Source organism: Achromobacter spanius (assembly GCF_003994415.1).
GTDB lineage: Bacteria > Pseudomonadota > Gammaproteobacteria > Burkholderiales > Burkholderiaceae_B > Achromobacter > Achromobacter spanius_C.
Genome location: NZ_CP034689.1, coordinates 3,297,879 through 3,315,513, shown reverse-complemented (window position 1 = coordinate 3,315,513; position 17,635 = coordinate 3,297,879). Strand labels below are relative to the sequence as shown.

At 64.4% G+C, this 17,635-nt stretch carries 19 protein-coding genes; 9 read left to right on the top strand and 10 right to left on the bottom strand.

Annotated features, from left to right (window positions below):
• Window positions 1-87: 87 nt before the first annotated feature.
• Genes ELS24_RS15030 through ELS24_RS15005 form a run of 6 tightly spaced genes read left to right on the top strand, consistent with a single transcriptional unit; the run spans window position 88 to window position 6,362 of the window.
• Entirely contained in the window at window positions 88-1,290 is a 1,203-nt protein-coding gene (locus ELS24_RS15030) for an aminotransferase class V-fold PLP-dependent enzyme (protein WP_127184597.1), read from the top strand.
• Window positions 1,291-1,339: 49 nt separating this feature from the next.
• Window positions 1,340-2,893: an ABC transporter substrate-binding protein gene (locus ELS24_RS15025; RefSeq protein WP_127184596.1), complete on the top strand. Its 1,554-nt coding sequence runs from the start codon at window positions 1,340-1,342 to the stop codon at window positions 2,891-2,893.
• Window positions 2,894-2,903: 10 nt separating this feature from the next.
• Complete coding sequence (locus ELS24_RS15020; protein ID WP_127184595.1) at window positions 2,904-3,860, top strand: ABC transporter permease; 957 nt, start codon at window positions 2,904-2,906, stop codon at window positions 3,858-3,860.
• A complete protein-coding gene (locus ELS24_RS15015; RefSeq protein WP_050444786.1) occupies window positions 3,857-4,687 on the top strand; it encodes an ABC transporter permease in 831 nt (276 codons plus the stop codon). Before ELS24_RS15020 ends, ELS24_RS15015 begins: the two co-directional genes overlap by 4 nt.
• Window positions 4,684-5,550 (top strand): ABC transporter ATP-binding protein, encoded by an 867-nt coding sequence (locus ELS24_RS15010; RefSeq protein ID WP_127184594.1) that lies wholly within the window; start codon window positions 4,684-4,686, stop codon window positions 5,548-5,550. Before ELS24_RS15015 ends, ELS24_RS15010 begins: the two co-directional genes overlap by 4 nt.
• Complete coding sequence (locus tag ELS24_RS15005) at window positions 5,547-6,362, top strand: ABC transporter ATP-binding protein (RefSeq protein WP_127184593.1); 816 nt, start codon at window positions 5,547-5,549, stop codon at window positions 6,360-6,362. The genes ELS24_RS15010 and ELS24_RS15005 overlap by 4 nt, the downstream gene beginning before the upstream one ends.
• Before the next feature lie 75 nt (window positions 6,363-6,437).
• On the opposite strand, the gene arsH is transcribed toward ELS24_RS15005, so the two are convergent.
• From arsH to ELS24_RS14980, 5 genes are all read right to left on the bottom strand, one after another.
• Window positions 6,438-7,148, bottom strand: coding sequence for an arsenical resistance protein ArsH (arsH, locus tag ELS24_RS15000; protein WP_127186350.1), 711 nt, complete (start codon window positions 7,146-7,148; stop codon window positions 6,438-6,440).
• An 80-nt stretch (window positions 7,149-7,228) separates the two neighbouring features.
• Window positions 7,229-8,476, bottom strand: coding sequence for an MFS transporter (locus ELS24_RS14995; protein ID WP_127184592.1), 1,248 nt, complete (start codon window positions 8,474-8,476; stop codon window positions 7,229-7,231).
• A gap of 8 nt (window positions 8,477-8,484) precedes the next feature.
• The gene (gene arsC, locus ELS24_RS14990) at window positions 8,485-8,910 is read right to left on the bottom strand and encodes an arsenate reductase (glutaredoxin) (RefSeq protein ID WP_127184591.1); all 426 of its coding nucleotides are present in this window, start codon (window positions 8,908-8,910) and stop codon (window positions 8,485-8,487) included.
• 9 nt (window positions 8,911-8,919) lie between these two features.
• Entirely contained in the window at window positions 8,920-10,050 is a 1,131-nt protein-coding gene (locus ELS24_RS14985; RefSeq protein ID WP_127184590.1) for an ArsO family NAD(P)H-dependent flavin-containing monooxygenase, read from the bottom strand.
• Window positions 10,047-10,373 carry an ArsR/SmtB family transcription factor gene (locus ELS24_RS14980; protein ID WP_050444792.1) on the bottom strand — a complete coding sequence of 109 codons (327 nt, stop codon included), beginning with the start codon at window positions 10,371-10,373 and terminating at the stop codon, window positions 10,047-10,049. Before ELS24_RS14980 ends, ELS24_RS14985 begins: the two co-directional genes overlap by 4 nt.
• A 162-nt stretch (window positions 10,374-10,535) precedes the next feature.
• Between ELS24_RS14980 and ELS24_RS14975 the strand changes: the two genes are divergently transcribed.
• Both ELS24_RS14975 and ELS24_RS14970 read left to right on the top strand, forming a co-directional pair.
• Window positions 10,536-11,042, top strand: a complete 507-nt coding sequence (locus ELS24_RS14975) for an arsenate reductase ArsC (RefSeq protein WP_050444793.1) — start codon at window positions 10,536-10,538, stop codon at window positions 11,040-11,042.
• 12 nt (window positions 11,043-11,054) lie between these two features.
• Window positions 11,055-12,335 carry an arsenic transporter gene (locus tag ELS24_RS14970; protein ID WP_127184589.1) on the top strand — a complete coding sequence of 427 codons (1,281 nt, stop codon included), beginning with the start codon at window positions 11,055-11,057 and terminating at the stop codon, window positions 12,333-12,335.
• A 19-nt stretch (window positions 12,336-12,354) separates the two neighbouring features.
• On the opposite strand, the gene ELS24_RS14965 is transcribed toward ELS24_RS14970, so the two are convergent.
• From ELS24_RS14965 to ELS24_RS14945, 5 genes are all read right to left on the bottom strand, one after another.
• Window positions 12,355-13,143, bottom strand: coding sequence for a helix-turn-helix domain-containing protein (locus ELS24_RS14965; RefSeq protein ID WP_240669525.1), 789 nt, complete (start codon window positions 13,141-13,143; stop codon window positions 12,355-12,357).
• A 162-nt stretch (window positions 13,144-13,305) separates the two neighbouring features.
• Window positions 13,306-13,962 carry a response regulator gene (locus tag ELS24_RS14960; RefSeq protein WP_050444795.1) on the bottom strand — a complete coding sequence of 219 codons (657 nt, stop codon included), beginning with the start codon at window positions 13,960-13,962 and terminating at the stop codon, window positions 13,306-13,308.
• The gene (locus tag ELS24_RS14955; protein WP_050444796.1) at window positions 13,959-15,047 is read right to left on the bottom strand and encodes a PAS domain-containing sensor histidine kinase; all 1,089 of its coding nucleotides are present in this window, start codon (window positions 15,045-15,047) and stop codon (window positions 13,959-13,961) included. Before ELS24_RS14955 ends, ELS24_RS14960 begins: the two co-directional genes overlap by 4 nt.
• A gap of 73 nt (window positions 15,048-15,120) precedes the next feature.
• Window positions 15,121-15,600, bottom strand: a complete 480-nt coding sequence (locus ELS24_RS14950; protein WP_127184588.1) for a hypothetical protein — start codon at window positions 15,598-15,600, stop codon at window positions 15,121-15,123.
• A 26-nt stretch (window positions 15,601-15,626) separates the two neighbouring features.
• Complete coding sequence (locus ELS24_RS14945) at window positions 15,627-16,082, bottom strand: CBS domain-containing protein (RefSeq protein WP_050444798.1); 456 nt, start codon at window positions 16,080-16,082, stop codon at window positions 15,627-15,629.
• Between the two features lie 170 nt (window positions 16,083-16,252).
• Between ELS24_RS14945 and ELS24_RS14940 the strand changes: the two genes are divergently transcribed.
• On the top strand, window positions 16,253-17,626 hold the full coding sequence (locus ELS24_RS14940) for an MBL fold metallo-hydrolase RNA specificity domain-containing protein (protein WP_127184587.1): 1,374 nt from the start codon (window positions 16,253-16,255) through the stop codon (window positions 17,624-17,626).
• Window positions 17,627-17,635: the final 9 nt, after the last annotated feature.

Genomic DNA, 17,635 nt, shown 5'->3' with positions numbered 1-17,635 from the left:
AGCGCATGCATCGATACCGCAAACGAAATTGACGCATGGATTCCGGCAATCTTAGGATCATCCCACCTTCAATGAAAGAGGCACGGCGTGAACATCCTAGATAAGGCGGTTTCCCTGGGCGAACCCGCCGCCCTGTTTCCCGGCGACCGCAATGGCATCGAACAGCTGGACTGGAGCAACGTGGGGCACGCGTTTCCCATCAAGCAGCGGCGGGCGTATCTGAACAATGCCTCGATTGGCGCGCTGAGCCTGCCGGTGGTCGCCGCCGTGAACCGCTTCATGGAAGACGTGCGCGACAACGGACGCAACGCCTATCCCGACTGGTGCCGCTTTGCCGAAGAGACCATCAAAACGCGCATCGGCCGCCTGATCGGGGCCCACCGCGACGAAATCGCCTATGTCAAAAACACCACCGAAGGCCTGGTCAACGTGGCCAATGGCTTTCCCTGGCGCGACGGCGACAACCTGATCCTGGCCGATATCGAGTACCCCTCCAATGTGTACTGCTGGATGAAACTGGCAGCGCGCGGCGTGACGATACGCTGGGTAAAGAACCGCAACGGCCGCATCCTGGTGGACGACATCCGCAAGCTCATGGATGACCGTACACGGCTGGTTTCGATCAGCGCGGTGCAATTTTCCAACGGCTTTCGGCAAGACCTTGAGGCCACGTCCAACCTGTGCCATGAACGCGGCGTGTACCTGAACCTGGACGCCATCCAGTGGGCCGGTTCCTTGGAGCTGGATGTGGAAAAGCTGGGCATCCACTTCCTGGCGGTAGGCGGCCACAAATGGATGTTGGCGCCGATAGGCACCGGTTACTTCTACTGCCGCAAGAGCGTGCTGGGACTGCTGGACCCGCCCAGCGTGGGCTATCACAGCGTGGACAGCACCGAAGACCACATGCATTACCTGCTGGAATATCGGCCCAATGCCGGCCGTTTCGAAGAAGCGCTGGCGAATTTCACCGGTATCTGGGGCCTGGACGCCGCGGTGCGCATCCAACTGGCGCTGACGCCGGCCCGCATCGAAGCGCACATTCTGGGGCTGACCGACTACGCCAGCGAGGCCTTGCAGAAAAAGGGCTATCAAATTGTCAGTTCGCGCGCCCCGGGCGAAGCGTCGGGCAATTTGTCTTTCAAGCATGCGGGCCATGATGCGCAAGAACTATCAATGCGGCTGCGCGACGCGGGCGTGGACCTGGCGGTGCGCGGCGGCAACCTGCGCATCTCGCCTTCGTATTACAACGATTCCAGTGAAATCGATCGGCTGGTCGAGGCCTTGCCCTGATCGGGGCACGCATCCGGCAAACCGAACCATCATGAGCAAGGGGAAAACAATGACGATGCAACAAACCTGGCGCCGGATGGCGCTGCGCGTGGGCGCTTGCGCGCTGCTGGCATACATGGCCGGGGCACAGGCCGCCGACACGCCAAAGCAGGGCGGTACGCTGCGCTACGGCACGGTGTCCGAAGTGGTGTCGCTGGACCCACATGTCTACGGCGGCAGCGCCTGGAAGGTGTTGATCGAATCGCTCTACAGCCCCTTGGCCGGCTACGACAAAACGGGCGCCGTCGTGCCGCGTCTGGCCGAACGCTGGGAACAGCCCGATGCGCGCAGCATCATCTTCCACCTGCGTCCGAACGTGAAATTCCAGGACGGCACGCCGCTCACGGCGGACGACGTGAAGTTCTCGCTGGACCGCATCCTGGACCCGGCCACGGGCGCAACGCTGCGCGCCAACCTGCTGGGCATGAAAGTTACCGTCGTAGACCCGGCCACCGTCAAGGTTGAAAAGCCGTCGCCCGACGCCACGCTGCTGGGCGTACTGGCGTTGCCCGAAGCGGCCATCGTCTCGCGCAAATGGGTGGAAGGCGGCGCCAATCTGAAGCTTGCCGCCAACGGCACCGGCCCCTTCCAGCTCAAGGCCTACGAGCCCGCCGTGCGAGCCAGCCTGGCTCGCAACCCCGCTTACTTTGTGGCGGGGCAGCCGTACCTGGACGCCGTCGATTTCCGCATGATCAAAAGCGACGATGCCCGCGTCAACGCGCTGCGCAGCGGATCGCTGGACATGATTGATTTCGTGCCCTGGAAGGACATCGACGCGTTGCGGCGCAACGCTGGCATGAAGATCGACATGGCGGGAGGCGCCTTCATGAGCGTCTGGTTCAACACCAGCAAAAAACCGTTCGACGACGCCCGCGTGCGGCGCGCGGTGTCCTACGCCATCGACCGCGAGGCCGTGTCCAAGGCCGCTTTCTTCGGTCACGGCCAACCCATCCATGGCGCGCCCACGCCCACCGACTCGCCTTACTACAACAAGGCGCTGGACGGCACCTACAAGCGCGATGTCAAGCAGGCCAGGGCGCTGCTGGCCGAGGCCGGCTACGGCAACGGACTGGACGCCTCGATGGTGGTCTTTCAAGGCTTGGGCATCTATACGACGATGGCCCAGGTGGTGCAGGCCAATTTGAAAGAAGCCGGCATCAATCTCAAGCTGGAACCGGTGGAATGGGCCACGCTGGTAGAACGCAAGAATCGCGGCGACTATGAATCCATGATCTACGGCGTGTCGGTCAAACTGCCTGACCCCGACGCCTATGCCTATTACCTGGGCGGCGATTCCAGCTACTGGGCCAAGCCCATCGGCTACCGTGACCCCGAACTGGAAAAGCTGCTGGCGGAAGGCCGCGCGCTGACGGACCCGAAGGCGCGCCAGCCGGTCTATGCGCAAGTGGAAAAGCGCATTCTCGACACCAGCCCCTGGGCCTTCGTGAACTGGCGTGAACAGGCGCAAGGCTATCTGCGCAAGGTGCGCGGGTATACGCAATTGGGCGGAGCGCTGAGCGAAAGCAGCCCGGGCATCTCGCTGCCCACCATGTGGCTGAACTGAGCGCATCGGCATGCTGCCTTTCCTGCTAAGACGGCTGTCTTCAGCGCTGATCACACTGGCGCTGGCGACAGGCGTGGTGTTCATCGCCATCCATCTGCTGCCCGGCGACCCGGTCGCCATCATGCTGGGCGACCAGGCCGGCAGCGACCCGGAAGCCGTGGCCCGCGTGCGGGCTCAGCTAGGCCTGGACCTGCCTCTGGCCACGCAGTTCACGCACTGGGCGGGGGCCTTGGCGCACGGCGACCTGGGTGTGTCGCTACGCACTGGTGAACCCGTGGCCAACGAGCTGGCGCGGCGCATTCCACGCAGCCTGGAATTGATCGGCGTCGGCCTGCTGGTGGCCGTGCTGCTGGGCGTGCCCCTGGGGGTCATCGCGGCGCGCGCCCGGGGCCGGCTGGCGGGGGTGATGGCATCAGTGCTGGCCGTGGCTGGATTCTCGGCGCCGGTATTCGTGCTGGGCATTCTGCTGGTGCTGGTGTTCAGTCTGGGGCTGGGCTGGTTGCCCTCGTCGGGCTTCGTGTCGTTCGCCGACGATCCGCTGCAGCATTGCCTGGCGCTGATCCTGCCAGCCTTGACCATCGGCTTGAACTTCATGGGCGTCGTTGCCCGCATGACCCGCGCCAGCCTGTCGGACGTGATGGGCCGCGACTACGTCAAGCTGGCTCGCGCCAAAGGGTTGCCGCGCGGCAAGGCCATTTTCCGGCACGCACTGCCCAACGCGCTGGTGCCCGTGATTGCCATTGTGGGCATCCGGGCGGGCAACTTGCTGGGCGGCACGGTCATTATCGAAGCGCTGTTTGATTGGCCCGGACTCAGTTCCTTGCTGGTCAGCGCCGCATTTTCGCGCGACTACCCCGTGATCCAGGGGTGTTTGCTGGCCATTTTTGCCATCTTCATCCTGATCAACCTGGTCATCGACCTGGCGCAGGGTTTGGTTGACCCCCGCATCCGCAGGCCATCCACATGATTGCATTGCTAAGAACGTATTCCGGTGGCGGGTCCGTCCGCCTGGCGCTTGGGTTTTTGATCGTGCTGGTGATGGGCGCCGCTTTCGGCCCCATGTTGGGCCTGGCGGACCCGTATCAGATCGATGCTGCCAACCTGCTGGCCTCGCCATCGTGGAAACACTGGTTGGGCACCGATGAACTGGGGCGCGACCTGCTGTCGCGGGCCGTGTACGGCGCTCGGGTTTCATTGACGGTGGCGGGCGCCGCCGTGCTGCTGGCGGGCGTCCTGGGCGTGACGATCGGCGTGGGCGTGGCGTTCCTGGGCCGGCGCATGGAAGCCGCGGCCATCCGCGTGGTGGACGTCTTCGTGTCACTCCCCGAGATTTTCGTGGCGCTGGTGGTGCTGGCGTTCATTGGCGGCAACTTGCCGACACTGGTCGCCACCATCGGCGTGCTCTACGCTCCGCAATTCGCCCGGGTCACCTGGGGCGTGGCGCGCGGCATCCGAGCGCGCGAACACGTGCTGGCCGCGAGTTCGTTGGGCGCGGGCAGCCGCTGGATCATCTGGCACGAAGTGCTGCCCAACATGCGTTCGATCATCGCGGTGCAGGCGTCCTTCACGTTTTCGTTTGCCATGCTGCTGGAAGCGGGCTTGAGCTTCCTGGGCCTGGGCGTCAGGCCGCCCGTGCCGTCGTGGGGGCAGATGGTCGGGTCGCTGAAGGACTATCTCTACACCAACCCGTGGCCCGTGCTGGTACCGGCTCTGGCCCTGTTCTTTACCGTGCTGGCCGTCAATGTGCTGGGCGACTGGCTGCAAGACGTGCTGAACCCGGAGCTGCAACGATGAACCGTGATGCCGAAGCCCTGCTGACGGTTCGCAACCTGAGCGTCAACTTCGATACTGCCCAAGGCGTGGTCGCCGCGGTCCGGGGCGTGGACCTGACCGTGCGGCGCGGTGAAGTCGTCTGCCTGGTTGGTGAGTCCGGCTCCGGCAAGTCGGTCACGGGCTTTTCGTTGATGGGGCTGGTGGACCCGCCCGGCCGGGTGGCCGCGGACGAGCTGCGGTTTGACGGCCACGACTTGTTGCGCGCATCGGAGTCGGACATGGACGCGTTGCGCGGCAAGGACATGGCCATGGTGTTCCAGGAACCGATGACCGCGCTGAACCCCGGACGCTGCGTGGCCGACCAGATTGCCGAAGTGCTTCGCATCCATGAAGCGGGAATGGGCCGTAAGCACGCCTGGAACCGGGCGGTGGCCTTGATGGACCGTGTGGGCATTCGCGACCCGGCGCAGCGGGCAAAGGCGTATCCGCACGAACTGTCGGGCGGCATGCGCCAGCGCATCATGATTGCCATCGCTTGCGCGCTAACGCCCAAGCTGATCATCGCCGACGAACCCACCACCGCCCTGGACGTGACGGTGCAGGCGCAGGTGCTGCAACTGCTGTTCTCCATGCAGGCAGAAACGGGCGCGGCGGTGCTGTTCATTACGCACGATCTGGGCGTGGTGGCCGAGATTGCCGATCGGGTGGTCGTCATGCAGGCCGGCAGGGTGGTGGAAGAGGGCGCTGTCTTGCAGATTTTTCGTCATCCCAGCCATCCTTACACACAGGCCTTGCTGGCGGCGGTACCCAATGTGGACGCCCCGCGCGACCCGACGCGGCGCCTGGGGCCGCCTCGCCCCGTCATTGAAGGAGCGCCACGATGAACAACCCCATCCTGCACGCCGAAGGCGTCACGAAAGACTACGTCGTGGGTCGCTCGCTCCTGGGTAAACCGCCACGCGTCGTGCAGGCGGTGCGTGGCGTAAGCCTGTCGATCGCGCCCGGCACCACGCTGGCGCTGGTGGGAGAATCGGGTTCGGGAAAGAGCACGCTGGGGCGTTGCATTGCAGGCCTGGTCCGGCCATCGTCCGGCAAGATCCGGGTGGCCGGGCACGACGTGCAGCAACTGTCAGGGGCGTCGCTGCTGTCGTTTCGGCGCCAGGTGCAAACGATCTTCCAGGATCCGTACTCCAGCCTGAATCCGCGCCGCACCGTGGGCGACGCGATCATGGACGGCTTGGTCATCCACAAGCTCTACACGCCCGAAGAACGGCATGCGCGGATGCTTGCCCTGCTTGCGCGCGTGGGCCTGCAGCCTGACCACGCCAAGCGCTTTCCGCATCAGTTTTCGGGCGGGCAGCGCCAGCGCATTGCCATCGCCCGCGCGTTGGCGCTGGAGCCGCGCTTCATCGTCGCGGACGAAGCCGTGTCGGCGCTGGACGTGTCCGTGAAGGCGCAGGTTCTGGACCTGCTGGCCGACCTGCAAGCCGAAACCGGCCTGACGTATCTGTTCATTTCGCACGACCTGGGCGTGGTCCGGCACATTGCCGACCGGGTTGCGATCATGGCCGCGGGAGAGCTGGTTGAAGAAGGTGAGTGCGATCAGATATTCGAGGCGCCCGCGCACGGCTATACCCGCGACCTGATCGCCGCCGTGCCTCGGCCAGACCCCGGTCGGCGGCGGTTTCGCACTTGAATCGGGAAGGCGCCAAGCCGCAACACATCCTGCCAGAAGCAGGCACGCCACGCGCCGGATAGCCCCGGGCAGCGGCTACGGCGCCACCGCCTCGTGGTCCATCGCCGCGCGCGCCAGGCGCGCGGCCTCTTCCGCCATGCCCTTGCGTTCGCTGTACCGATTGGTCAGGTAGTCGCTGCGGTCGCGCACCAGCAGGGTGAACTTGATCAGCTCTTCCATCACGTCCACCACCCGGTCGTAGTAGGAAGACGGCTTCATGCGCCCGGCCTCGTCGAACTCCTGAAACGCCTTGGCTACCGACGACTGGTTGGGTATGGTCACCATGCGCATCCAGCGGCCCAGCACGCGCAGCGCGTTGACCGCGTTGAAGGATTGCGATCCGCCCGACACCTGCATGACGGCCAGCGTGCGGCCCTGTGTGGGGCGCACGCTGCCGGTTTCCAGCGGCAGCCAATCGATCTGGCTCTTGAATACGCCGGTCAGCGTGCCGTGCCGTTCCGGGCTGCACCAGACTTGGCCTTCGGACCACAGCGACAGCGCACGCAGTTCGGCCACCTTGGGATGATCGGCGGGCGCGCCGTCGGGCAGCGGCAGGCCGCGGGGGTCGAAGATGCGGGTTTCAGCGCCCAGCCGGGTCAGGATGCGGGCGGCTTCTTCCGTCAGCAGGCGGCTATACGAGCGCTCGCGCAGCGAGCCATACAACAGCAGAATGCGCGGCGGATGCGTGGCGCCGTTTTCCAGCGCCAGCTTTTCATGGCTGGGCACATCCAGCAAGGCATCGTCCAGGCTGGGCAGATCCCGTTCAGCAGGGAAGGAGGGTGAAGGGGGGAATACGTCGTCATGGCAATGTTCTCTACTCAAATAACTTAAATCAATTGAAGCCTGGGGCGGCTGATCCAGGCGGCCAGCCAGAAGCTCGCGGCCAGCACAAACGCCACCGCCACGATGGCGCCAAGCACCGTGTCGTAAGAAGACCCAAGCGCCCACAAGGCGGCGGCGCCCACCGGCGCGGCGGCCCGCGCGAAAGTCATGGGCACGGTCAGCAAGCCGTTGATTGCGCCATAGGCGTGGCGGCTCAGCATTTCAGGCACCACCATGCCGCGCACGATCGTGAAAATGCCGTTGGCCCCGCCGTACACCACGCACACCGCCGCCACGGTCAGGAAGTCGGCCCGCAGGAAAGCCAGTGCGCCGAAAGCCAGCGGAAAAATCGTGACCACCGCCGTGCCGACCGCGCGCATCGAGGCCCGTGCCGCGAACAGGCTGATCACGATCCGGCCCGCCACCTGGGCCGGCCCGATCAACGCAATGGCTTGCACCACCGAAGCCGTATCGATGCCGCGTTCGCGCAGCAGCGGATACATATGAAAGGTAAAGGCGGAAAAAACCGCCGCATACGCCGTCAACGACACCAGCAAGGCCCAGAAGACGGGACGGCGCAGCGCGTCTCGCACCGCCAGTCGGTTACGCGCGCGTTGTTCGTCCGCCGTGGCGTCGCCAGCGGGCTTGGCGTCACGCGTGGGTGAAATGCACAGCAGATAGGCGCTGCCGCAGATGAAGACGTTGACCGCCGCCAAGACCATCAACGCATCGCGCCAGCCCCAATGGTTCAGCAGCCATTGCACCAGCGGAATGAACACCGTGCTGGCAAAGCCGCCCCACAGCGTCAACGCGGTGATGCCGGCGCGTGAATGGCCGGGGCCAACGCGGCGGGCGACGACGGCAAACGCGGGTTCGTACAGCGTGGCGGCCTGCAGTGCACCGATGCCGCCCACCAGCACGTAAAAGGCCAGCAGCGAGGTCACCTGTGACCAAAGCAGCAGCAAACCGCCCGCCGCCAGGGAAGACAAGCCCATCACCCAGCGGCCGTAACCCCGGTCCACCGCCACGCCCACCGGGTACGCCGCCAGCGCCGCCAGCATCAGCCCCAGCGTTGCCGCGCCGTAGAGATCGGGTTTGCTCCAACCAAGTTCGGCGCCCATCGCTTCGGCGATCAGGGGAAAGCTGTAATACAGCGAGCCCCAAGAACAGATTTGCCCGATGCCCAGCGCCGTCACCAAACTATGCGCTTTGTCGGGGGAGGCGGCTTGCTGGGACATCGGGCGGTGGGCCATCGAATTTTCTAGCGCAGGCGCTGTCCGTTCTCGTCGATCACCGCTTCGCCGTCTTCCTTGACGAAGGCGCCGCGCTGCGCTTGTTCCAGAATGTCCAGCACCAATTCAGACGGCCGGCACAGCCGCACTCCCTTGGCCGTCACCACAAAAGGGCGGTTGATCAGAATGGGGTGTTCAAGCATGGCGTCGATCAGGGCGTCGTCGGTGAGCGAGGCGTCGTCCAGGCCCAGTTCCAGATAGGGCGTGCCCTTTTGGCGAATGGCGTCGCGTACCGACAGCCCAGCGCGCGAGATCAGGTCAACCAGGGTTGCGCGGTCGGGCGGGGTTTGCAGGTATTCGATCACTTGCGGTTCCACGCCGGCATTGCGGATCAGCGCCAAGGTGTTGCGCGAGGTGCCGCACTTGGGGTTGTGATAGATGGTGACGGAGCTCATGGTGTCCTGTTAAGTCGGAAGTGAAGAAGAGGATTCAGTAGAGGAGGGAACCAAGGGGGATGGCGTGCGCGGGTTGGCCTCAACATACGCGGCCACTTCAAGCGCCGTGGATTTGGCCGTGCGCATGATGCCGACAAGCGTGGCGGACGCAAACCCCGTCCACTCGCCATACCCAAGCAGCCACAAGCCCGGCATTGCCGACGCCTGGGTTCCGGCCAGCGCAACCTTGCCTTCGGCGTTGATGACGTGCAACGGCGCCAGATGATCCAGGGCCGGCCGGAAGCCCGTACACCAGATGACGGCGTCAACCTCGGACTCGGTCCCGTCCGGCCAGACGACGCCTTGGGGCGTAAATCGCAAGAACGGCCGAACCGAGTGCAGCACGCCGCGTTCTCGGGCCTCGCGCACGGACGCAACCATGACGACGTCGCCAAAACCACCGGGCAGGTCGTCGGCTTGCTTGCCCTGCTGCAGCGCCTGCCAGCGCGCAGTGGCCCGTTCGAAAAGGACGCGGCCGTCCACGTCATCGGGCAAGAATAAAGGCTTGCTCTGCGTTACCCAGGTGGTTTCCGCCACGCTGGACACCTCGGCCAGAATTTGCGCGCCGGAATTGCCACCGCCCACGATCAACACCCGCTGGCCGGCGAAGGGCGCCGGTGACCGATATTGCGCGGAATGCACCTGCGTGCCTTGGAAATCGGAAGCCCCCTCGAACGAGGGCACGTAGGGCTTGCTCCAGGTGCCCGTCGCGCTGACGACGGCACGGCTGCGCCAAACGCCCTGGTCGGTTTCAACGACAAATTCGGATGCCTCCTTGCGTACCCGGTTCACCCGCACAGGGCGGTGCACATTGAAGCCATAACGGCTTTCATATCGCGACAGGTAATCGACCACCTCGTCTCGGCCGGGATATCCGGGCATGGCCGGCATAGGCCAGCCCGGCAAGGAACTCCATTGCGCGGGGGAAAACAGCCGCAACGAATTCCAGCCATGGGTCCAGGCGCCACCGGGTTGCGGGTTGGCGTCCAGCAAGACCACATCCAGCTTGCTTCGCTTCAGGAAATAGGCCAGCGCCAACGCGCTTTGCCCAGCGCCCACGATCAGCACATCGGCCCGGCTAGCAGACGAGGCCAATGTCATGACGCGCGCCCCTCATCCATGGGCGGTTCCGCGCAAGCGACTCCGGCGCAGCACTCGGCGGTCAGGTAATCGACCAGTCCGTACATCAGCGTGGTGTTTGCGCGGTAGCGCAGGTAACGGCCTTCCTGCTCAACCGTCAGCAGGCCGGACTGCGTCAGCGCCTTCAGGTGGAACGACAGGTTGGTGGGCGGCAAGCTGAGTTCGGTGGCGATCTGGCCGGCCACGCAGCCGCCGGGCGCCGCCCGCACGAGCAGCCGGAAGATGTCCAGCCGCACGCCCGAAGCGAGCGATTCGAAGACGATGACCGCAGTGTTTTTATCCATGTGGCGAATACTACAACAATTGTTGAACTATTGAAATTTTCGCTTTATGCTGGCGTGCCTGGCCGAAGACGGCGGCGGCAACCCCTGTCCATCCCGGACAAGGCGTGTTGCCTTCGACCTGCCCACCGCCAGTAACGCCACTTCAACCAATGAGCCCGAATCATGACTGACAAGGTCTACAACGTACTGTTTCTCTGCACCGGCAATTCCGCACGCAGCATCATGGCCGAGGCGCTTCTCAACACGGTGGGCAAGGGCCGCTTTCGCGCTTACAGCGCGGGCAGCCATCCCGGTGGGACCGTCAATCCGCTGGCGATCGAAAAAGTCAGTGTGCTGGACTATCCGACGGACACCCTGCGCAGCAAAGGCTGGGATGAGTTCGCCCTGCCTGATGCGCCGCAAATGGATTTCATCATCACGGTATGCGACAACGCCGCTGGCGAGGTTTGCCCCGTGTGGCCCGGCCAACCCATTTCGGCGCATTGGGGTTTCGAGGACCCGGCAGCGGCCGTGGGAACGGAAGACGAACGCCGCCGCGTCTTTGAAAAGGTCTTCCGCCAGATCTCGGCGCGTATCAGCATCTTTGCCAACTTGCCCCTGGCCACGCTGGACAAGGCCGCCATACACCGGGAGCTGAAGCAGATCGGCGCCGATACGCCCGCGGCCTGACGAGACGCCCCCATGTTCGCAGCGCTATCGATCTTCATCCTGACCCTGATCCTGGTCATCTGGCAGCCTCGCGGCCTGGGCATCGGCTGGAGCGCCAGCCTGGGCGCGGTGCTTGCCCTGGTCGCGGGCGTGGTGCAGGTGTCTGACATTCCCGTGGTGTGGAATATTGTCTGGAACGCCACGGCCACGTTCATCGCCGTCATCATCATCAGCCTGCTGCTGGACGAGGCCGGTTTCTTTGAATGGGCGGCGCTGCACGTGGCGCGGTGGGGCAGGGGCAACGGCCGCGCCTTGTTCGCGTTGATCGTGCTGCTTGGGGCGGCGGTGGCGGCGCTGTTCGCCAACGACGGCGCCGCGCTCATCCTGACCCCGATCGTGATGGCCATGCTGCTAGCCCTGGGCTTCAGCCCCGGCGCCACCCTGGCCTTTGTGATGGCGGCGGGTTTCATTGCCGACGCCGCCAGCCTGCCGCTGATTGTGTCGAACCTGGTGAACATCGTGTCGGCCGATTTCTTCGATATCGGTTTCAACCGGTACGCGGCAGTGATGGTGCCGGTGAACCTGGTGGCCGTGCTGGCATCGCTGGCCGTCTTGTTTCTGTACTTTCGCACGCGCATTCCGCGACGGTATGACGAAAGCCAGCTCAAGCCGCCCGCCGCGGCCATTCATGACCTGAATACGTTCCGGTCGGGCTGGGCGGTGCTGGCATTGCTGCTGGTCGGCTTCTTTGGCCTGGAGCCGCTGGGCGTGCCGGTCAGCGCGGTGGCGGCCCTGGGCGCGGCGATTCTGCTGCTGGTGGCCGGACGCGGCCATCGGATCAGCACGCGCAAGGTCATCCGCGAGGCGCCATGGCAGATCGTGATTTTTTCCCTGGGGATGTATCTGGTGGTGTATGGCTTGCGCAACGCCGGTCTGACCCAGTACCTGGCAGACCTGCTGACGCGCTTGGCGGAGCAGGGCATCTGGACGGCCACGTTTGGCGCGGGGTTCATGGCGGCGCTGCTGTCGTCCATCATGAACAATATGCCCACGGTGCTGGTGGGTGCGTTGTCCATCGACGCCAGCCAGGCAAGCGGCGTGGTGAAGGAAGCGATGATCTACGCCAATGTGATCGGCAGCGACCTGGGTCCGAAGATCACGCCAATCGGCAGCCTGGCCACCTTGCTTTGGCTGCATGTGCTGGAACGCAAGGGCATGACGATTTCCTGGGGCTACTACTTCAAGGTGGGCATTGTGCTGACGTTGCCAGTGCTTGCCGTGACGCTGGCCGCGCTGGCGATCCGGCTGAGCTGAACCGTCGGCGCGGATGACGCTAAACGCTGCCGACTTTCTTCAAGGCTTCCAGATTGCGTATCTGCAGGTTGCGTCCTTTCACGGTGAGCAGCGAGGCCGTGCGCATCCGTCCGAACGTTCTGCATACGGTTTCGATCGTCATGCCAAGATGGTTGGCGATGTCTTCGCGGCTCATTTTCAGCGTGTACTCGCGCGCCGAATAACCGTTGGCGGCCATCTGTTCGGACAGGTTCACAAGAAAGCGCGCCACCCGGCCCTCGGTCGTCATGCAGCCCAAGGCCGTCAGCAGGCGCCGAAACTGATTGACCTCTTGGGCAATGAGCCGGTTGAGTTCCTTGGTGGCCGCCAGGTCGTAGCTGCACTGCGACATCAATTCGTTGAACGGCAGCACGCACACCAGCGAATCTTCCAAGGCGATGGCGTCGCATTCGTGGGTGCCGGTGGCGATGGCGTCCAGCCCAAGCAAGGTGCCCGAGATTGGAAACGCGGCAATCTGCTCGGAGCCTGATGGGTTGGTCACACGGATCTTCGCGGACCCGGCACGCAAGTAGTACAGATTCCTCAAGGGATCGCCCGCGCGGTAGACGGGTTCGCCCCGGTGCACCAGCCGCCAGTTGCGCGTGGCTTGATGCAGCGGCGACGCGTAAGTCGGCGAGTGATGCAGCGACCAGGCGCCGTTAGCCGGACCGGCGCGGCAGATCCGGGCCATGCCACATGCGTCGCAATCGCCCGGTGCGCGCACGGGGCCGTCATGGTTGGCGTTGCGCGACGTGTCGGCGCCGCTGCGGGGAATAGGGGAATGTTCCATGCCTGCACCTCACTTCCGATGAAGATGGCTGCGGGTCAGAAAGAAGGCGTTGCGGGCCATCGCGCACGCTTCAACGCCGAGTGTGCCCGATCAGCCAGGCCGGCACTATCAGCGCAGCCCGCCAGATTCGGCGCGAAATCGCCTACGGCTGTAGGCGCATTCCTACAGGGGGCCCGGACCGTCCTGCTCGTCGAACAGGCGGTGCTTGATGGCGTAGCGCACCAGGTCGGCCTGGTTGCGTAATTGCATCTTGACCAGGATCCTGCCTTTGTACGTGCTGACTGTCTTGATGCTCAGAAACAGTAAGCGCGCGATGTCCGAATTATTCAGCCCCGAGGCCAGGTATCGGAACACGGACAACTCACGGTCCGACAAGGAAAGATGGGGCTGGCCGCTGATGTCGCCATGCCGTTCGAAGACAATGCTCTCGGCAAGCGAGCGGCTCAGGTAGCGCCCGCCAGCAGCCACCTGGCGCACCGCCTGCACCAGTTCGTCGGCGGCGCTGTCCTTGGTCAGGTAGCCCGCCGCGCCGGCCTTGATCGCCTGCACCGCGTACTGCTGTTCACCGTGCATCGTCAGCACCAGGATCGGCACGGCCGGGAACTCGGTTTTTATCTGGCGGATCAGGCCCACCCCGTCGCGGCCCGGCATCGACATGTCCAGCACCAGCAGATCCCAGGACCGCACTGCAAGTTGCCGCAGCGCTTCCGAGCCATCACGCGCTTCGCCCGCCACCTGGATGTCGCCCGCCTGTTCAAGCAGACGCCGCAGGCCTTCCCGCAGCAAGGTGTGATCATCGGCAAGCATCAAGGTGATCAATTCATTTCCCCTGGCAGATCCGGATGATGGATGGGCATCCTGGCCTCCAGACGGAACCCGCCCTGTTTACGCGTGGTGATGGTGACTTCGCCATTCAGCAAGCGCACGCGCTCGCGTATGCCTTGCAAGCCCAGCGACATGGGCAGCTTCTTGGAAATGCTGTCGGGGGTGGTGCCGACGCCGTTGTCCTGCACGGTCAGCGTGCAATGGTTCTGGGTACAGGACAGGCGCACCAGTACTTTTGTGGCTTGCGCATGTTTGGCGATGTTGGTCAGGGCTTCTTGCACGACCCGAAAGAGGGTGGTGGCCACCCGCTTTGAAGGCTCGTTGGGGTCGACGTCGATATGCGCTTCGGTGTCAATCCCATAGCGCGAGACAAAATTCGCCACCAGCCATTCGACGGCGGCGGCCAGGCCCAGGTCGTCCAGCATGACGGGCCGCAGATCGGATGCAATGCGCCGCAGCGATGTGAACGTGCTCTTGACCAGGCCGCGCATGACGCGCACGCGCTCGCGGGCGGGCGAGTCGTTCGTGCCGAAGCTGGATTCCAACTGCGACAGTTCCATGGTCAGCGCCGTCAGGCTCTGGCCAAGGTCGTCGTGCAGTTCACGGGCGATGTGCTTCTTTTCCTGCTCACGCACATGCAGCAAGGCGTTGGACAGGCGGGTAAGTTCATCGCGCGACGCGCGCAACGCCTGATCGATGCGTTGCCGTTCGGTGATGTCTCGCAGGAAAATGGAAAGAAATACGCCGGATTCCGTGCGGGCCTGAGAAATCGACGCTTCCATGGGAAACTCTTCGCCGTTTGCCCGCAAGCCCCAGAGCGGCGCGCCCAGGCCCATCTGGCGGTCAGAGATGCCGGTGTCCTGAAAGCGGCTGACGTGCTTGGCGTGCAGCGCGCGGAACCGCACGGGAATCAGGATGTCCAGGCTGGCGCCGATGAGGCAGGCGGCGTCGCGTAGGAACACGCGCTCAGCGGCTGCGTTGAACACCACGATGCGCTGCTGTTCATCGACCGTGATGATCGGCTCGGTGGCGGACTGAATAATGTCGACTAGCGGGGGAGCGCTGGACGAATTTCTCATCGCATTGGGTTGCCCTGTGCCGTGGCTGCGTGGAACAACTGCCGATTATTGCAGCACACATTTGCCAGGGAATCTACAGGGCGATGATCTGTTCCCTGAAGCGGCAAAGGGACGCATCGCATTCCTCGGCCAGCACATCGTATTGCTTCAGCAGCAGGACGGACTGTGGTTGCTTGGCGGTCAGGGTGGCGATGTCGTCCACCGCCCGAAAGCCCCCAAAGCCCGACATGACACAAATCACGGAATACGCCGGCAGCAACGCAGCCTGGTCTTGCAGAAAAGCGCGCATGGGCGCCGCCAGCGACCGCATCCATACCGGCGCGATCAGAATGACATGGTCAAGCGCGTCCAGCGGCGGGCCGTCATAGCGGAACGCCGGGCTACGCTTGAACACGCTGTCGACCACGCAGCGCAGGTCGCCGCGCAAGCCAAGCCGGGGCTGGGCGTCGCGGATTTCCCAAGCGGGCCACCCGGACAAACTGGCAAGGCGTTGCGCTACCGACCGCCCGGTTCCCGAACGCGAATAGAAAACGATGCCTGTGCGCGACGACATGGCGGTTCCTTGTTCATGGAGCATGCTCAGGCTTCCTGCGCCAGCAGGGCGCGGAGGATGTCGCGCCGGCTGACCACCCCGACCAGCTTGCCGTCGCGGGTAATGGGCACCCGCTTGATGCCGGCTTTGAGCATGACGTCGGCAATCTCGGACAGGTGCGCCGTATGGTCCAGGGTGATGACCGGGCTGCTCATGACGGTTGCGGCGGTGCGCTCGCCCAGTTGCAAGCTGTGCAGGAATTCCAGGTTCAGCGCCTCGCCTTCGGCCAGCAGCGACAGCCAGTGGTCCCATTTCTTTTGATGCTCGCTGTCTTGGCGGCGCACCAGATCGCCTTCGCTGACCAGGCCGATCAACTGGCCGTTGTCGCCGGTGATCATGACGGCGCTGATGTTCTTGTCCAGCATGGCCCGAATAATGGTGGATACCGGGGTTTTTGCGCTGACGCAGAAGGGGTCTCGGGTCATCAGATCGCTAGCCAGCATGATGTTTCTCCTGGGTGCCGGAATCCGCGTTCCGGCGTCCGGCTCTATGGTTCCATCTTGATCCGGCGGGCGCGGCCCATCTTGATTTTGGTCAAGCAATGGCGCATGTTTGCACCCGGACCCGCCCGCCGCGTGCGACGCTGCATGGGCCATCCTCATCAGGAAAAACCATGCCACCCAAGCCAAGATTGCGTTTTCTGGGCGCTGCCGGCACCGTCACCGGTTCGCGGCACCTGCTTGAGGTGCAGGGGCGGCAGGTGCTGCTGGATTGCGGCCTGTTCCAGGGCGTCAAACCCTTGCGCCTGCGCAACTGGGCGCCGTTTCCCGTACCGCCGGGCAACATTGAAGCGCTTGTGCTGTCGCATGCGCACCTGGACCATTCCGGCTACTTGCCCCGGCTGATGCGCGAAGGGTTTCGTGGGCCCGTCTATTGCTCGGAGGCCACGCTTGCCCTATGCCGCATCCTGCTTCTGGACAGCGCGCATCTGCAGGAGGCGGATGCCGACTACCTCAACCGGCACGGCCTGTCCCGGCACCAGCCCGCGCTGCCTCTGTACACGATTGCCGACGCGCACCGCGCCATTGCCGCCTTGCGCCCGGTGGACTTTGATACGCCCCAGGCCTTGCCGGCGGGGCTGCGCTTTACCTTGACGCGCGCGGGCCACATCCTGGGCGCGGCGGTAGTGCAGGTGGACTACGACGGTGGCAGGCTGGTGTATTCCGGCGACCTGGGCCGCTACGACGACCCGCTGATGCCGCCGCCCCACCCAGTGCAAGAGGCGGATTACCTGGTGCTGGAATCCACCTACGGCAACCGGCTGCATGGCACGCAAGACGTGCTGGATGCGTTGGCGGACATCATCGGCCGCACCATCGCGCGTGGGGGCACGATCATCATTCCCTCGTTCGCCGTGGGCCGTGCGCAGCTATTGCTGCTGCACCTGCACCGCCTGAAAACCAGCGGCCGCATCCCGGCAAACCTGCCCGTCTATCTTGACAGCCCGATGGCCAGCGCAGCCGTGGAAACCTATCTGCAGCACAGCGCCGACCAACGCCTGCCGCCCGCCGACGCCCAGGCTGCGTATCGCGTGGCCACCTGCGTCAGCGATGTGGAAGCGTCCAAGGCGCTGGACCGTTCCCCCATGCCGAAGATCATTGTGTCGGCCAGCGGCATGGCTACGGGCGGGCGTGTCATTCATCACCTGAAGCACTTCGTGAGCGATCCGCGCAACACCATTCTGTTTGCGGGCTTCCAGGCGGTGGGAACCCGTGGGGCGGCCATGCTGGATGGCGCCCGCAGTGTCAAGATACATGGTGAATACGTACCGGTTCGGGCAGAGCTGGACAACCTGTCGATGCTGCCCGCCCATGCCGACGCCGACGAGATCCTGCGCTGGCTGCGCGGCTTCACCCGGCCCCCAAAAGAGACCTACATCGTGCATGGCGAACCGGCGGCGGCGGACGCGCTGCGCCTGCGCATCAAGGACGAGCTGGGCTGGCGATGCCGCGCCGTGGAGCAGGGTGAGGCCGTGGAACTGGAATAGGGGCAGGCT

Bases quoted from the DNA above. Each gene is read 5' to 3' on its own strand.
- ELS24_RS15025 (WP_127184596.1), top strand. From the start codon at position 1,340: ATGACGATGCAACAAACCTGGCGCCGGATGGCGCTGCGCGTGGGCGCT.
- ELS24_RS15020 (WP_127184595.1), top strand. From the start codon at position 2,904: ATGCTGCCTTTCCTGCTAAGACGGCTGTCTTCAGCGCTGATCACACTG.
- ELS24_RS15015 (WP_050444786.1), top strand. From the start codon at position 3,857: ATGATTGCATTGCTAAGAACGTATTCCGGTGGCGGGTCCGTCCGCCTG.
- ELS24_RS15010 (WP_127184594.1), top strand. From the start codon at position 4,684: ATGAACCGTGATGCCGAAGCCCTGCTGACGGTTCGCAACCTGAGCGTC.
- ELS24_RS15005 (WP_127184593.1), top strand. From the start codon at position 5,547: ATGAACAACCCCATCCTGCACGCCGAAGGCGTCACGAAAGACTACGTC.
- ELS24_RS14995 (WP_127184592.1), bottom strand. From the start codon at position 8,476: ATGGCCCACCGCCCGATGTCCCAGCAAGCCGCCTCCCCCGACAAAGCG.
- arsC (WP_127184591.1), bottom strand. From the start codon at position 8,910: ATGAGCTCCGTCACCATCTATCACAACCCCAAGTGCGGCACCTCGCGC.
- ELS24_RS14985 (WP_127184590.1), bottom strand. From the start codon at position 10,050: ATGACATTGGCCTCGTCTGCTAGCCGGGCCGATGTGCTGATCGTGGGC.
- ELS24_RS14980 (WP_050444792.1), bottom strand. From the start codon at position 10,373: ATGGATAAAAACACTGCGGTCATCGTCTTCGAATCGCTCGCTTCGGGC.
- ELS24_RS14975 (WP_050444793.1), top strand. From the start codon at position 10,536: ATGACTGACAAGGTCTACAACGTACTGTTTCTCTGCACCGGCAATTCC.
- ELS24_RS14970 (WP_127184589.1), top strand. From the start codon at position 11,055: ATGTTCGCAGCGCTATCGATCTTCATCCTGACCCTGATCCTGGTCATC.
- ELS24_RS14965 (WP_240669525.1), bottom strand. From the start codon at position 13,143: ATGGAACATTCCCCTATTCCCCGCAGCGGCGCCGACACGTCGCGCAAC.
- ELS24_RS14955 (WP_050444796.1), bottom strand. From the start codon at position 15,047: ATGAGAAATTCGTCCAGCGCTCCCCCGCTAGTCGACATTATTCAGTCC.
- ELS24_RS14950 (WP_127184588.1), bottom strand. From the start codon at position 15,600: ATGTCGTCGCGCACAGGCATCGTTTTCTATTCGCGTTCGGGAACCGGG.
- ELS24_RS14945 (WP_050444798.1), bottom strand. From the start codon at position 16,082: ATGCTGGCTAGCGATCTGATGACCCGAGACCCCTTCTGCGTCAGCGCA.
- ELS24_RS14940 (WP_127184587.1), top strand. From the start codon at position 16,253: ATGCCACCCAAGCCAAGATTGCGTTTTCTGGGCGCTGCCGGCACCGTC.